13 protein-coding genes are annotated in these 13,510 nt (G+C 65.5%); 1 reads left to right on the forward strand and 12 read right to left on the reverse strand.

What is annotated here, in order from left to right:
* Window positions 1-4: 4 nt before the first annotated feature.
* The 5 genes from M4J39_RS10205 to truB form a co-directional block, all read right to left on the reverse strand.
* Window positions 5-325 (reverse strand): hypothetical protein, encoded by a 321-nt coding sequence (locus M4J39_RS10205; RefSeq protein ID WP_251727739.1) that lies wholly within the window; start codon window positions 323-325, stop codon window positions 5-7.
* A gap of 275 nt (window positions 326-600) precedes the next feature.
* On the reverse strand, window positions 601-876 hold the full coding sequence (locus M4J39_RS10210; RefSeq protein WP_251727740.1) for a hypothetical protein: 276 nt from the start codon (window positions 874-876) through the stop codon (window positions 601-603).
* A gap of 193 nt (window positions 877-1,069) precedes the next feature.
* Entirely contained in the window at window positions 1,070-3,208 is a 2,139-nt protein-coding gene (gene pnp / locus M4J39_RS10215) for a polyribonucleotide nucleotidyltransferase (protein WP_251727741.1), read from the reverse strand.
* 278 nt (window positions 3,209-3,486) lie between these two features.
* Window positions 3,487-3,756, reverse strand: coding sequence for a 30S ribosomal protein S15 (rpsO, locus tag M4J39_RS10220; RefSeq protein ID WP_251727742.1), 270 nt, complete (start codon window positions 3,754-3,756; stop codon window positions 3,487-3,489).
* Window positions 3,757-3,912: 156 nt separating this feature from the next.
* Window positions 3,913-4,824 carry a tRNA pseudouridine(55) synthase TruB gene (truB, locus tag M4J39_RS10225; protein WP_251727743.1) on the reverse strand — a complete coding sequence of 304 codons (912 nt, stop codon included), beginning with the start codon at window positions 4,822-4,824 and terminating at the stop codon, window positions 3,913-3,915.
* Between the two features lie 184 nt (window positions 4,825-5,008).
* Here truB and M4J39_RS10230 point away from each other — a divergent pair, with 184 nt between their 5' ends.
* Window positions 5,009-5,842 (forward strand): SMR family transporter, encoded by an 834-nt coding sequence (locus M4J39_RS10230; protein WP_251727744.1) that lies wholly within the window; start codon window positions 5,009-5,011, stop codon window positions 5,840-5,842.
* 2 nt (window positions 5,843-5,844) lie between these two features.
* On the opposite strand, the gene M4J39_RS10235 is transcribed toward M4J39_RS10230, so the two are convergent.
* The 7 genes from M4J39_RS10235 to rimP all read right to left on the reverse strand — a co-directional run bounded on the left by M4J39_RS10235 (window position 5,845) and on the right by rimP (window position 13,482).
* Entirely contained in the window at window positions 5,845-6,483 is a 639-nt protein-coding gene (locus M4J39_RS10235; protein ID WP_251727745.1) for a glutathione S-transferase family protein, read from the reverse strand.
* Between the two features lie 96 nt (window positions 6,484-6,579).
* Window positions 6,580-7,032, reverse strand: coding sequence for a 30S ribosome-binding factor RbfA (gene rbfA, locus M4J39_RS10240; RefSeq protein ID WP_251727746.1), 453 nt, complete (start codon window positions 7,030-7,032; stop codon window positions 6,580-6,582).
* A gap of 100 nt (window positions 7,033-7,132) precedes the next feature.
* Window positions 7,133-7,660 (reverse strand): hypothetical protein, encoded by a 528-nt coding sequence (locus M4J39_RS10245; protein ID WP_251727747.1) that lies wholly within the window; start codon window positions 7,658-7,660, stop codon window positions 7,133-7,135.
* A 53-nt stretch (window positions 7,661-7,713) separates the two neighbouring features.
* Entirely contained in the window at window positions 7,714-10,383 is a 2,670-nt protein-coding gene (infB, locus tag M4J39_RS10250) for a translation initiation factor IF-2 (RefSeq protein WP_251727748.1), read from the reverse strand.
* Between the two features lie 73 nt (window positions 10,384-10,456).
* Window positions 10,457-11,155, reverse strand: coding sequence for an RNA-binding protein (locus M4J39_RS10255; RefSeq protein WP_251727749.1), 699 nt, complete (start codon window positions 11,153-11,155; stop codon window positions 10,457-10,459).
* Window positions 11,156-11,205: 50 nt separating this feature from the next.
* A complete protein-coding gene (gene nusA / locus M4J39_RS10260; protein ID WP_251727750.1) occupies window positions 11,206-12,804 on the reverse strand; it encodes a transcription termination factor NusA in 1,599 nt (532 codons plus the stop codon).
* A gap of 84 nt (window positions 12,805-12,888) precedes the next feature.
* Window positions 12,889-13,482, reverse strand: a complete 594-nt coding sequence (rimP, locus tag M4J39_RS10265; RefSeq protein ID WP_251727751.1) for a ribosome maturation factor RimP — start codon at window positions 13,480-13,482, stop codon at window positions 12,889-12,891.
* Window positions 13,483-13,510: the final 28 nt, after the last annotated feature.

Consider the following 13,510-nt stretch of genomic DNA (forward strand, 5'->3'; position numbering starts at 1 on the left):
CGGCTCAGGCGTAGTGGTGCAAGGAAATCGTGCGCTTGGGCAGCAGGTAGGTCCAGGCCAAGGCGCTGAACAGGCTGCCCCGACGCTTGCCTTTCCGGAACTGCGGGTAGCTGGCGAAGCTGTAACTGGAGTTCAGACGGCCCGTGCGCGACAGCCAGTCTTCGAAATCGTTGAGGATCAGTCCGCGTGCCACATCTCGGTCACCCTTGGCCAGGCCAAGTGCCACGGTGGCGATCTCGTCAAGTCCATCCAAGAGCGATTGTCCGGTCTGCATGCGAGTCAGGCTGACGTCGATTCTAGCGACGAGTTCCCGGGGAAAAATCATCGGACTCTCCTTTCGCAGGGCCAGCCTACATCTGTGGAAATAGCATGTCTTTGCGTTATGACAACGTGGACATTCGGTCGATTCGACCAAAGCGGTGGCTTCGGTAAGCGAAAGGTTGCCGGCCTGGTCATAACTTCCCAGGCTGAAAGCGCCCTCGGCAGTCGGATGTGGTGCAGTCGATCCCCTCGTGCGAATCTCCGGGAAAGCTCAGCTGTTTTCCAAACGAAAAGGGCGCGGCAAACGCCACGCCCCGAAATCGAACCATGAACTGAAATTCAGAACTTTCCGCTGTCGCGAAGGGAATGCTCGACGCGCAGGATGCGTCGGGTGAGCCCAAACGACAGCACAAGGCCGGGGACTGCCATGATGCCGACGAAGATCAGGAACGTGGTCTCGCCGAGCCCGAGCATGCTGCCGATCGCCCAGGCAAAGGCGACGATGGCCGCAAGCATCTCCGAGACGATCAGCAAGGTCGCACCGACCGCAGAGATGATGGCATCGGTCTTGGTGTAGCGGATTTCGTGGGGCAGATCGTCGGTCTTGGCCAGCATGAATATCGTCCTGGATGCAGCCGCTTCGCGGCGCTCTCGTCGGCGCGCATCAAGGGCCAGCGGCGGCCCCCTGTCAAGTGCGGAAGGCTGCAAAGCACAGCGCGGAGCCGAGGTCAGGCGGCCGCGCATGACCGAATGAAAACGGCCGGTGGGAGATTCCCACCGGCCGTCAATATCCAAACCAGAGGCGAGGTTACTCGTCCTTCGGCTCGGCCTTCTCTTCCGCCTTGATTTCCTGGCCGGTGGCCTGGTCGACCACCTTCATCGACAGGCGCACCTTGCCGCGCTCGTCGAAGCCCATCAGCTTGACCCACACCTTGTCGCCTTCCTTGACGACGTCCTTGACGTTCTGGACGCGCTGCGGAGCGAGCTGGGAGACATGGACGAGGCCGTCGCGGGTGCCGAAGAAGTTGACGAATGCTCCGAAGTCGACGCACTTCACGACGGTGCCTTCATAGATAGCGCCGACTTCCGGCTCGGCGGCGATGCCCTTCACCCAGTTCATGGCGGCGGTGATCGCCTTCAGGTCCGACGAGGCGAACTTGACGGTGCCGTCGTCCTGGATGTCGATCTTGGCGCCGGTCTTCTCGACGATCTCGCGGATGACCTTGCCGCCCGAGCCGATCACTTCACGGATCTTGTCGGGGTTGATCTTCATCACTTCGATGCGCGGGGCATGCTCGCCGATCGAAGAGCGGGCGCCGGTGAGCGCCTTGGACATCTCGCCGAGGATATGCTCGCGACCACCCTTGGCCTGGGCGAGGGCGACCTTCATGATCTCCTCGGTGATGCCGGTGATCTTGATGTCCATCTGCAGCGAGGTGATGCCGGCGGCCGTACCGGCCACCTTGAAGTCCATGTCGCCGAGGTGATCCTCGTCACCGAGGATGTCGGACAGCACCGCGAAGCGGTCGCCTTCCTTGATCAGGCCCATGGCGATGCCGGCGGTCGGTGCCTTCAGCGGAACGCCAGCGTCCATGAGGGCCAGCGATGAGCCGCAGACGGTGGCCATCGACGACGAACCGTTGGACTCGGTGATCTCCGACACCACGCGGATGGTGTAGGGGAACTCGTGATGGGCCGGCAGCTCCGGATGGATGGCGCGCCAGGCAAGCTTGCCGTGGCCGATCTCGCGACGGCCGGGCGAACCGATGCGGCCGGTTTCACCGACGGAGAAGGGCGGGAAGTTGTAGTGAAGCAGGAAGCGTTCCTTGCGGGTGCCTTCCAGCGTCTCGATGAACTGCTCGTCCTCGCCGGTGCCGAGGGTGGCGACCACGAGGGCCTGCGTCTCGCCACGGGTGAACAGGGCCGAACCATGGGCGCGCGGCAGTACGCCGACTTCGGCCACGATCGGGCGGACGGTCTTGGTGTCGCGGCCGTCGATGCGCAGGCCGGTGTCGAGCACGTTCCAGCGGACGATCTTCGCCTGCAGGTCGTGGAAGACGTTGGACACCGTCTCCTTGTCGAAGCGCGGCTCGGCGCCTTCCGGGAACAGCTCGCCCATCACCTTGGCGCGGGCGGCGTCCACGGCAGCGTAGCGCTCCTGCTTGGCGGTGATCTTGTAGGCGTCGCGCAGATCCTGCTCGGCAATGGCCAGCACCGCCTGCTCGACCTCGGACACGTCCTTGGCGGCGAACTCGCGCGGCTCCTTGGCGGCGCGCTCGGCCAGGCGGATGATGGCGTCGATCACCGGCTGGAAGCCACGATGACCGAACATCACGGCGCCGAGCATGGTGTCTTCGTCGAGCTCCTGAGCTTCGGACTCAACCATCAATACGGCATCGCCCGTACCGGCGACCACGAGGTCGAGCTTCGAATCGACCATCTTGTCAACCGGCGGATTGAGCACGTAGGCGCCTTCGATCAGGCCGACGCGAGCAGCGCCCACCGGGCCCATGAAAGGCACGCCGGAGATGGTCAGTGCAGCCGAAGCGGCGACCAGGGCGAGAATGTCAGGGGCGTTCACCATGTCATGGCTGAGAACGGTGACGATCACCTGAGTGTCGCACTTGTAGCCATCGGGGAACAGCGGGCGGATCGGGCGATCGATCAGGCGCGAGGTGAGCACTTCGTGCTCGGCCGGGCGGCCTTCGCGCTTGAAATAGCCGCCAGGGATCTTGCCGGCGGCGAAGGCCTTCTCTTCGTAATTGACGGTCAGCGGGAAGAAGTCCTGACCGGGCTTCGGCTGCTTGGCGGAAACCACGGTGGCGAGGACCGACGTTTCGCCGAGCGTCGCGAGCACCGCGCCATCGGCCTGGCGAGCAACACGGCCCGTCTCAAGGGTCAGCTTCTGGCCGGCCCAGTCGATCTCGACTTTCTGGATATCGAACATGCGTTTGTTCCGTTCTTGTCTGGTCCGGCGCGCGGCCCACGGGCAAGACGACGAGACGCTCCTCTCCAGCCGAGGCGAGCGTCTGGCAATCCTGCCCCAGGGTGCGGAACACGCCGGAGCGGCGCTCGCCCCGGCGGGGCGACGGCGCCTGTCGTTCTTGCCCGCTTCTGCGGGCGGACCCGCGCCCTCGTCTCAGGGCGGCGGGAAACCGGAGCCGCCTCGGAGAAGAACCGAAGCGGCGAAGGGGAAGGGCGGCGGACCGCCCCTCCGGCAAACCGTCAGCGGCGCAGGCCGAGGCGGCTGATCAACGCGGTGTAGCGCGACGCGTCCTTGCGCTTCAGGTAGTCCAGAAGCTGACGACGCTGGCTCACCAGCTTCAGGAGGCCGCGGCGGGAATGGTTGTCCTTGGCGTGGCTCTTGAAGTGCTCGGTGAGGTTGGAGATGCGCTCCGACAGGATCGCGACCTGGACTTCCGGCGAGCCGGTGTCGCCCTCGAGGGTAGCGTATTCCTTGATGAGAGCGGCCTTGCGCTCGGCAGTGATCGACATCGGTGACTCCTTGTCGTTGAATAACAAAAATGGCCCGGCCGGGATGTCGTCCAGCCGGGTCGGCGCAACCTGTATCAGCAGGTTGCGGTTTCTCTACATGAAAACCCTTCCGAAAGCCAGCGGCAATGCGGAGCCGGAAAAGCTCCATTCGCCTATTCAGTCCGGGAGGATGAGCCTGATCGGCTTCAGTTCGCCGTGCTCCACCTTGGCAATCGCCATCAGCCGGCCACGTTCGAATACGCCAACGGCCGCCTCTTCGACGGGTGCATCGCGACCGCGCAACAGAACCGGATTGCCGTTCCTGAGGCGGACGGCCTGGTCGGAGGTGACATCGAGCTGCGGCAGGTTGGCAAGCGCGCCCTCGATCGGCGTCAACAGCGACAAGGCATCGCCGTCGGCCTCGAGCGCCCCCTGCAGCGCGTCGATGGTCACCATGTCTTCCTCGCCGAAGGGGCCGACGACAAGCCGCCTGAGTTCTATCACGTGCCCGGCGGTTCCAAGACGTCGGCCCATGTCGCGGGCGATGGCGCGCACATAGGTGCCCTTGCCGCATTCGGCTTCGAAGACGGCGGTATCCGCGTCGGGGCAATCGATCAGGTCGAGTCGATGAACCGTCACCGGCCGGGCTTCCAGTTCCACCGTCTCGCCAGCACGGGCGAGATCATAGGCGCGCTCGCCGTCGACCTTGATCGCCGAGAAAGCGGGGGGTGTTTGAAGGATCTCTCCCTCGAACTCGTCGAGCACGGCATCGATATCCTCGGCCGTCGGCCGATGATCGGAGGCACGGACCACCTCGCCCTCGGCGTCGTCGGTCGACGTCTCCGCCCCCCAGCGCACGGTAAACCGGTAGAGCTTGTCGCCATCCATCACGTAGGGCACCGTCTTGGTCGCCTCGCCCAGCGCGATCGGCAGCATGCCGGAAGCGAGCGGGTCGAGCGTGCCGGCGTGCCCCGCCTTGGGCGTGCCGAAGATGCGCTTCATGGCGCCGACCGCCTGCGTCGAGGTCATGCCATAGGGCTTGTCGAGCACCACCCAGCCGTGGACCGTGCCTTTTTTCTTGCGTGCCATACCTGGTTCCTGCGCTCGCCGGTCGGGGGTGGAACCCGGCGCGGCGGAAAAGACGGCGGACGTTTCGTCCGGAAGGCGCGCTCCTACACCGCTGGCCGGGGGAAGGCAAGGCCAGAAGATTGCGGCGATGCGGCGGGCGTGAAATGGTGCCGTCGCCGTCACAGGCGATTCTTCAGGAGCTCATATGTCACTCGGGGTCTTCGCAGCCGTTCTTGCCGCTGCCCTGGTGCATGCCGGCTGGAACGTTCTGATCAAGGGTGCGGCCGACAAACTCGCCATGACGGTTTCCGTTGCCATCGGCGCCGCCCTCGTCGCCGCGGTCATCCTGCCATTTCAGCCAATGCCGGCGCCGGAAAGCTGGCCATTTCTCTGCGCATCGGTGCTGCTCCAGAGCGTCTATTTCCTGTTGATCGCCCGTGCCTATCGCGTCGTCGACATGAGCCTCGCCTATCCCCTAATGCGAGGTGCGGCGCCGCTCGTGGTGGCCTTGGTGGGCGCCACGGTTTTCGGCGAGACGCTGAGGATCGGACAGTGGATGGCGATCGGCCTGATTTCGGCTGGTATCGGGGCTCTCGCTCTTGGCGCGTTTCGGCAGCCGTTGGCCACCGCCGGAACCGCCACGGCGCTCTGCAATGCCCTGGTCATCGCTGCCTATACGCTGGTGGACGCCAGCGGCGTGCGCCTTTCGGGGGCGCCGGTTGCCTACGCCTTGCTGCTGGCCATCTTGACCGGCGTGGTCACCACGGCCGTCGTCTTCGCCGGGCGGGCGCGTCCGAAGCTCAGTGTCCGAACGCTGGGGCTCGGGCTCGTCGGCGGGGCGGCGACCACGCTTTCCTATGGGGTCGCCTTGTGGGCAATGACGCGGGCGGCCGTCGCTCCGGTCGCTGCGCTCCGCGAGACGTCGATCATCTTCGCACTCGCGCTGTCGCGGCTGGTGTTTGGCGAGAGCATTGGCGGGCGACGGGTTGCCGCCGCCCTGCTGGTGATGGCTGGTGTTGCCGGCCTTCGGCTGTTCTGACCTTAGCCCGCGCGGTCGCGCGCGGCGACCAACGCCGCTTCGTCGGCCTGGGCCTTTCGGAAGGCGGGACGGCTCGTCACCCGTTCGATATAGGCTGCCACTCCGGGCGTCTTTTCGAAGATGCCGAAATTGGTGACCCAGAACAGCGCCGATCCCCACAGAGCATCGGCGACCGAGAAATCTTCGCCGAGCCAGAAGGACGACGTGCGACCGACATGCTCGTTGACGATGGCCACGACCGTTTCGTAGTCGGCGTAGGGAGAATTGTTTCGCGGCAGCGGCGGCCGCTTCATGGCGTGGTCGACCAGCGCCGGTTCGAAGCAGGAACCGTAGAACACCATCCAGCGCAGATAGTCGCCACGACGAGGATCGTTCAGGCCCGGCGCCAATCCCGCCTCCGCGAACTGATCCCCAAGATAAAGTGCGATTGCGGCCTGTTCCGTCACCACGACGCCTCGATGGCTGATCGCGGGCACCTTGCCCATCGGATTGACGGCGAGATAGTCGGGCTTCAGCTGGTCGCCGACCCGAGTGTCCATGACATGAAGCTCATAGGGCACACCAAGCTCTTCCAGAAGAAATCGGGTACCGAATGCGCGGGTCTGCGGGGCGTAGTGGAACGTGATGCGATCGTCGGTCATGAAGCTCCCTCCTTGCTGCCGCGTTTGCGGCGCACTGGAAGAAGCTTCGACTCGGGACCTGTCAGGATTTGTCAGTTGCACTGCTGACGGGATTTGTCAGTGGTCTGTGCCCGTACCGCCCTTGCCTGCGTCGTCTTGGGACTGTTTGCCCCCATCAAGGTCACGCGCCACGTCCGGCGAATGCAACAGCGCCTCGATATGATCGGTTTCGTCGAAACGGTCGTCGTAGCGGAAGACCAGTTCGGGCGCGAACTTGAGATTGATCCGACGCGCCACCTGGCCGCGCAGCCAGCGCGCGTTGCGGGACATCGACTTTTCCGCCTGTTTCGGATCGCCGCCGCCAAGCGGCGTGATGTAGACGGTGGCGTTGCGAAGGTCCGGGCTCACGCGCACCTCGGGTACGGTGATCATCATCCGGGTCACTTCGTCGTCCATCAACTCGCCGCGCGCCAGGATCTCGGCAAGTGCGTGACGAACCAGTTCGCCCACGCGAAGCTGCCGTTGAGAGGGGGCTCGGGCCTGCCCCTGGCCTTGTCCGTGCTGGACCATGATAGGAACCTCGGTTGGGCGTCTCTCGCTCGGATGACGACCGATCATAGGGATGTGCGTGGACCCGAGGCCATAGGGAATAGGTCCACGACGGTGCGTTTCAGTTCGTGCCGGCCAACCCTCGGAGCGTCCTTGCGAACCCGTCCATGTCGGCTCTGTCGGCAAAGGTCGAACGCGGCAGGATGATCGCCGGTCGGCCGTCGACGACAACAAAGACATGGTCCGCGTCGGTCTCGATACGGGCGCCCGGACTGACAGTGGCATCGATCCGGACATTCCCAATCGTGCCCTCGAACCGGCCGTCGGCATAGTCGACTTGCGCGGCTCCTATCGGGTGTCGCCGCGCCGCGCGGGATCGCTCGGCCTTCAGGGTGAAGCGCGACAATTGCCACGCCGCCAGTCCTGCAATTCCGAAGCTGGCAAACCATACCGGCCACTCGGCGTCTCGGGTCAGCCAGGACACGATGACAAGCGGCGGCAAAGCGAAGGCGTAACCAAGAAGCGAGCGCCAGCCACGATCCGCCGGTTTCAGGAGTGCCTGCAACGCAACTGCGTCTGCCTCCGTCGTCGTGAAGACGAAACGGCGCGATGTCGAGGTGGGGGAGGATGGTTCGGCGGCGTCGGTCATGGCTTACCGTCGAGAAGGCGTCCCCGGCGTCCCTGAGGACGCCGAGGTGGCCATTACAGCGTGCGGGCGATCTCCTCGACGCGGAAGCACTCGATGACGTCGCCGGCCCGCATGTCCTGGTAGGCCTCGAAGTTCATGCCGCATTCCTGGCCGGCATGCACTTCCTTGACTTCGTCCTTGAAGCGCTTGAGCGTCCCGAGCTTGCCCTCGTGGATAACCACGTTGTCGCGGATCAGGCGAACCGAGGCGCCACGCTCCACCATACCCTCGCTGACGCGGCAACCCGCGACCTTGCCGACCTTGGAGATGTTGAACACCTCCAGGATCTCGGCATTGCCGAGGAAGGTTTCGCGCCGTTCGGGCGTGAGCATGCCGCTCATCGCAGCCTTCACGTCGTCGACGAGGTTGTAGATGATGTTGTAGTAGCGGATCTCGATGCCGTCGCGGTCGGCCGCGTCGCGCGCCTGCTTGTTGGCGCGAACGTTGAAGCCGATGATCGCCGCGTCGGACGCGGAGGCAAGCGTGACGTCGGACTCGGTGACGCCGCCGACGCCGCCATGAATGACGCGCGCCGCCACTTCTTCGTTGCCAAGCTTTTCGAGCGAGGCGACGATGGCTTCGAGAGAGCCCTGCACGTCGGTCTTGACGACCAACGGGAACTCCTTCTTGCCGGCTGTCTGAAGCTTGCTCATCATCTGCTCGAGCGAGCCGCGCGAGCCGGAGGCGCGCTTGGCGACGTTCTCGCGCTTCTGACGGATGCGATACTCGGTAATCTCGCGGGCGCGGGCCTCGTTCTCGACCACCGCCACGCGGTCGCCGGCATCGGGCGTGCCCTGGAAGCCGAGAACCTCGACCGGCATGGCCGGGCCAGCGTTGTTGACGTTGGCGCCATGGTCGTCGAGGAGCGCGCGGACGCGACCCCATTCCGAACCGGCCACGATGATGTCGCCGACCTTGAGCGTGCCTCGATCGACCAGCACGGTGGCGACCGGGCCACGTCCCTTGTCGAGCTTGGCCTCGATGACGATACCCTCGGCGGCGCGATCTGGATTGGCCTTGAGCTCAAGCACTTCCGACTGCAGCAGGATGATTTCGAGCAGCTTGTCGAGGTTGGTCTTGGCCTTGGCCGAGACTTCCACTTCGAGCGTGTCGCCGCCCATCGATTCCACCTGCACTTCGTGCCGCAGCAGTTCGGTGCGCACCCGCTCGGGGTTGGCTTCGGGCTTGTCGATCTTGTTGATGGCGACGATGAGCGGAACGCCGGCCGCCTTGGCGTGGCTGATCGCCTCGATCGTCTGAGGCATGACGCCATCGTCGGCAGCCACCACCAGGATGACGATGTCGGTCACCTTGGCGCCGCGAGCGCGCATCGCCGAGAAGGCGGCGTGGCCCGGGGTGTCGATGAAGGTGATCTTCTGACCGTTCTGCTCGACCTGATAGGCGCCGATGTGCTGGGTGATGCCACCGGCTTCGCCGGCGACCACGTTGGCGTGGCGCAGCGCATCGAGCAGCGACGTCTTGCCGTGGTCGACGTGGCCCATGATGGTAACCACCGGCGGACGCGGCTGCGTGTCCGCGGCGTCGTCGGGCACATCGAACAGACCTTCCTCGACGTCGGCTTCGGAGACACGCTTCACCGTATGGCCCATCTCGGTGGCGATCAGCTCGGCGGTGTCGGCGTCGATCACGTCGTTGATCTTCAGCATCTGTCCCTGCTTCATCAGCAGGCGGATGACATCGACGGCGCGCTCGGCCATGCGGTTGGCCAGCTCCTGAATGGTGATCGCCTCGGGCAGGACCACCTCGCGCAACACCTTCTCACGCGGGCCGGACTGCTGGCCGCGCCGCTCCTTCTCGCGCCGGCGCTTCAGCGCCGCGAGCGAACGGGAGCGCTCACCCTCGTCGCCGGACAGGGCTGCGGAAATGGTCAGACGGCCCTTGCGCCGATCGTCCTCGCCAGCCTTCTTGACCGGCGTGGGCGCGGGCACGCGCACCTTCTTGGCGGCAAGCAGCTTGCCGCGCGGATTCTCTTCGTCGTCATCGCCGGCGAGCTTGCCGCGCGGGGCCGTCTCGGCGGCAGGACGCGGCGCACCGGCGGGAGCCGGCTTCTTGTCGGCGACGGGAGACTTGGCGGCAGCGACGGGTTCGGCCGGCTTCGGAGGCGCAACTTCCGCCGGAGCTTCCTTGGCGCGGGCCTCTTCCTCGGCCTTGAGGCGAGCTTCCTCGATGGCGCGGGCGGCGGCTTCTTCGGCCTCGCGCTTGGCGCGCTCTTCCTCTTCGATCTTGCGACGGGCCTCTTCCTCGGCGCGGCGCTTTGCCTCTTCCTCGGCGCGCTTGCGGGCCTCGGCCTCGCGAGCGATGGCTTCGGCTAGCGCGGCCTGGCGGGCCTCGATCTCATCCTGGCTGAGCGTGCGCAGCACCATGCCGCCGGGCGCGGGCCGGCGCTGTTCGCGCGGCGCGGCGGGTGCGGCGTCGCGGCGCGGCTTCAGGCTCTCGGAGATCGACTTCTGAAGTTGCGTCGTCTGCGTCGGCTGACCGCCCTCGGCCGGGCCGCCTTCGCCGTGCTTGCGCGACTTCTTGGTCTCCACCACGACGGCCTTCGTCCGGCCATGGCTGAAGCTCTGCTTGACCGTTCCCTGCTCAACGGTGCGCCGGGAAAGGGTCAGCGTCTTCTTGGGCGCCATGGACGTGCTCTTGTCGTCGGTGTTCTTCGTATCGCTCATGCCGTGCTCTATCCTCGCGGGCCGTCGCGGCACCCTTCAAAGGCGGCGCAATGGCCAATCGTATTGGCGAACCTCATGAAAGGCTCGCTGTCCAGTCCGTGTCCGGCGCTTCGCCCCTGTAGCGGGCCAGCGCTGCAGCGCATTTCAGGAAGCTGGTGCTCGCCCCACCGGCAAGCAGAGCAGCATGTATCACATTTGCGCCGCCGAATGCCAAATCCATTTCGCTCGAGGCGAAGATTCCGGCGATAACCTTTGGTCCGGAAGGTGGCGGTTGTTGCCATAATGCCGCATTTCCGGGCGTTTCATCTTCATCTCCGCCGCTTCCTGCGGCACGCAACCGCCGCCTTATCGCCTGCCCGATCTTGCGCCGTCCGTCGTCGGCCGCCTCGCGTGCATGCAGCACGGCGACCACGCCGCCCTTGCCGACCGCCTCGGTCACCTGGCCGAAACCGGTGACCACGAGGCCGGCCTTGCGCGCCATCGACAGGGCCGACAGCGCCGCCTTGAGCAACAACGCCTCGACCAGCTCCGGCAGGTCGTCTCCCGCCTTCGCCTCTTCCTTGAGGCCGCGCGAGAAGGCTCGCTTGCGCACTGCCTCGGCGACCACGTCGCGGCGACAGGTCACCCAGACGCCACGGCCCGGCAGGTTGCCGCGAACATCCGGCACCACAACGCCGCCCGGCCCGCAGACGAAGCGAACGAGGCCCTCGGGCGGCTGTGCGACGCGCGTCACGATGCAACTGCGCTCCGCCGTCTCAGTCCTCGGTGCCATCGTCCTCTTTCCGACTGGAAGGCCGCTTGTCGCGACCTTCGTCATTGGGTTCACTCCGCCTCTTCGGCGACCTCTTCCTCGGCGACGTCCTCTTCCTCGACCGGGGCTTCGATCCAGCCGGCGGCGACGCGCGCCGCCATGACGATCGCCTCGGCGTCGGCGCGGCTGATGTCGAGGTCGGAAAGGCTGCCCTTGTTGCGGATGGTTTCGCCGTTCTTGCGCTCGGTCCAGCCGACGAGGTCGTCCGTGGCGCAGCCGGCAAGATCTTCCACCGTCTTCACGCCGTCCTTGCCGAGGGCGACCATCATGGCGGTCGTCACACCCGGGACTTCGCGCAGCGCATCGTCGACGCCGAGCTTGATGCGCTCCTCGTCGAGCTCGCGCTCCTTGGCGTCGAGATAATCCTGGGCGCGCGCCTGGATTTCCTCGGCGGTCTCTTCGTCGAAGCCTTCGATGGCGGCGATCTCGTCGCGCTCGACCATGGTGAGCTCTTCGACGGTGGAGAAGCCCTCGGTGGCAAGCAGCTGGCCGACCACTTCGTCGACGTTGAGGGCGGCCATGAACAGCTCGGTGCGTTCGTTGAACTCCTTCTGGCGCCGCTCGCTCTCTTCCTGCTCGGTCAGGATGTCGATGGCCCAACCGGTGAGCTGGCTGGCGAGGCGCACGTTCTGGCCGCGACGGCCGATGGCGAGCGACAGCTGGTCGTCGGGGACCACCACCTCGATCCGCTCGGCGTCTTCGTCGAGCACCACCTTGGCCACTTCCGCCGGCTGAAGCGCATTGACGATAAAGGTGGCCGGATCGGGCGACCAGGGAATGATGTCGATCTTCTCGCCCTGCAGCTCCTGCACCACGGCCTGGACGCGGCTGCCGCGCATGCCGACGCAGGCGCCGACCGGATCGATTGACGAATCCTTGGAGATGACGGCGATCTTGGCGCGAGAGCCGGGATCGCGAGCCACCGACTTCACCTCGATGATGCCGTCGTAGATCTCAGGGACCTCGGAGGCGAACAGCTTGGCCATGAACAGCGGATGGGTGCGCGACAGGAACACCTGCGGCCCGCGCTGTTCGCGGCGCACGTCGTGGATGATGGCGCGGATGCGGTCGCCATAGCGGAAGCTCTCGCGCGGGATCAGTTCGTCGCGGCGGCAGATCGCCTCGCCACGGCCGAGATCGACGATGACGTTGCCATACTCGACGCGCTTGACGACGCCGTTGACCACTTCGCCGGTCCGGTCCTTGAACTCGTCGAACTGGCGGTCGCGCTCGGCCTCGCGCACCTTCTGCACGATCACCTGCTTGGCCGACTGGGCGGCGATGCGGCCGAAATCGATCGGCGGCAGCGGCTCGGAGATGAAGTCGCCGACAAGCGCGGCCGGGTTGCGGCGCTGCGCTTCGACGAGATCGACCTCGGTCGAGAAGTTCTCGACGTTCTCAACCACCTGCAGGAGACGCTGCAGCTTGATCTCGCCGGTGCGCGGGTTGATCTCGGCGCGGACGTCGGTCTCGGAACCGTAGCGCGAGCGAGCGGCCTTCTGAATGGCATCTTCCATCGCCGCGATGACGATCTGCCGGTCGATCGACTTCTCGCGAGCCACCGCGTCGGCGATCTGCAAGAGTTCCAAACGGTTCGCACTGACGGCCATTATCTTCGTCTCCTGCCCTCGATGGGGCTCCTAATCCGTCCTTCGGGGATGCCCCCGGGCTTCCTTCTGGCGGAAGACCGCCTCTCAGCTCTTGCCCGCCTTGAGCGCCTCGCGGATCAGCGCCTCGTTCAACACGAGACGCGCTTCCGACACGGTGTCGAGCGGGAATTCGATATCCTTGGTGCCATCCTCAAGCGCCTGCAGGAGGCGCATGCCGCCCTTGTCGTCCTTGACGCCGGTGAGCCAGCCGCGGAACCGTTTGCGTCCCATCAGGGGAACGGCAAGTTCCAGCTTGGTCTCGAAGCCCGACCAACGGACGAAATCCGACCGCCGCACCAGGATGCGGTCCATGCCCGGCGACGACATTTCCAGGCTGTAGGCCTTGCCGATCGGATCGTCGACATCAAGCAGCGGCGAAATCACGTTGCTTGCCGCCTCGCAATCCTCGACGCTCATGGTGCCGTCGGCCTTCTCGGCGAATATCTGCAGCGTCACGCCGTTGAGACCGGACATGCGCACGCGCACCAGGCGATATCCGAGGTCGATCAACGCCGGCTCGATGATGGCGGCAACCCGCGCCTCGACACCGGTTTCGGTCACGAGACGCGGCTCGTCGAGCGTCGTCTCGACACTCTGACCGCCAAGTGGCGGAAGGGGCGGTTGGTCCTCGGACGTCATCGGTCGGCGGTATCCCTCGCGGCGCATC

Origin of the sequence: Pleomorphomonas sp. NRK KF1 (assembly GCF_023721755.1) — a bacterium.
GTDB lineage: Bacteria > Pseudomonadota > Alphaproteobacteria > Rhizobiales > Pleomorphomonadaceae > Pleomorphomonas.

Bases quoted from the DNA above. Each gene is read 5' to 3' on its own strand.
- rimP (WP_251727751.1), bottom strand. From the start codon at position 13,482: ATGACGTCCGAGGACCAACCGCCCCTTCCGCCACTTGGCGGTCAGAGT.
- rbfA (WP_251727746.1), bottom strand. From the start codon at position 7,032: ATGGTCCAGCACGGACAAGGCCAGGGGCAGGCCCGAGCCCCCTCTCAA.
- nusA (WP_251727750.1), bottom strand. From the start codon at position 12,804: ATGGCCGTCAGTGCGAACCGTTTGGAACTCTTGCAGATCGCCGACGCG.
- M4J39_RS10205 (WP_251727739.1), bottom strand. From the start codon at position 325: ATGATTTTTCCCCGGGAACTCGTCGCTAGAATCGACGTCAGCCTGACT.
- rpsO (WP_251727742.1), bottom strand. From the start codon at position 3,756: ATGTCGATCACTGCCGAGCGCAAGGCCGCTCTCATCAAGGAATACGCT.
- M4J39_RS10210 (WP_251727740.1), bottom strand. From the start codon at position 876: ATGCTGGCCAAGACCGACGATCTGCCCCACGAAATCCGCTACACCAAG.
- truB (WP_251727743.1), bottom strand. From the start codon at position 4,824: ATGGCACGCAAGAAAAAAGGCACGGTCCACGGCTGGGTGGTGCTCGAC.
- infB (WP_251727748.1), bottom strand. From the start codon at position 10,383: ATGAGCGATACGAAGAACACCGACGACAAGAGCACGTCCATGGCGCCC.
- M4J39_RS10245 (WP_251727747.1), bottom strand. From the start codon at position 7,660: ATGACCGACGCCGCCGAACCATCCTCCCCCACCTCGACATCGCGCCGT.
- M4J39_RS10230 (WP_251727744.1), top strand. From the start codon at position 5,009: ATGTCACTCGGGGTCTTCGCAGCCGTTCTTGCCGCTGCCCTGGTGCAT.
- pnp (WP_251727741.1), bottom strand. From the start codon at position 3,208: ATGTTCGATATCCAGAAAGTCGAGATCGACTGGGCCGGCCAGAAGCTG.
- M4J39_RS10255 (WP_251727749.1), bottom strand. From the start codon at position 11,155: ATGGCACCGAGGACTGAGACGGCGGAGCGCAGTTGCATCGTGACGCGC.
- M4J39_RS10235 (WP_251727745.1), bottom strand. From the start codon at position 6,483: ATGACCGACGATCGCATCACGTTCCACTACGCCCCGCAGACCCGCGCA.